This window comes from Stenotrophomonas sp. CASM106 (assembly GCF_049384825.1).
GTDB lineage: Bacteria > Pseudomonadota > Gammaproteobacteria > Xanthomonadales > Xanthomonadaceae > Stenotrophomonas > Stenotrophomonas muris.
Map to the genome: position 1 here is coordinate 1 of NZ_JBMRFS010000083.1, position 408 is coordinate 408.

A 408-nucleotide genomic window follows, 5' to 3' on the forward strand; every position below is an offset into this window, starting at 1 on the left:
CCTTGGTCTCCTTCGAACTGCTCCAGCCGGAGGCGATCATGGCAATGGCGCCGCCAATGATCAGGGCGGCGATGGCAAGCCACGCCATGATTTCCAGCATCGTCGCGCCGCGCTGCCGGCCGGCACCAATCAGCAGGGCACGGCCCGAGCGGCGGCTGGCAAGGGTGGGCTTGGTCTTCATTTGTATTCCTTGTTCTTGGGTGTCAGTAGTGGGTTCTGGATCTATAGGGGTCAGCGCTGAATCTTCTTGGCCACCTCCGTCATCTGGAAGCTGGATACTGCGGTTAGCGCCGCAATGGAGGCGACGCCCAAGATGCTCGCGAAGAAGAAGGCGTTGAGCACTGATCCGACCCTCTTTACCGTTCGCTTCATCCAGCGCTTCGAGTAGTCGAGGAGCGCCGGCGCAAA

General features: G+C 60.8%; 1 pseudogene. It reads right to left on the reverse strand.

The annotated features are described in order from the left end of the window. Positions 1-181: pseudogene (locus tag VG556_RS22640) on the reverse strand (hypothetical protein); the annotation flags it as partial. Between the last annotated feature and the right edge of the window lie 227 nt (positions 182-408).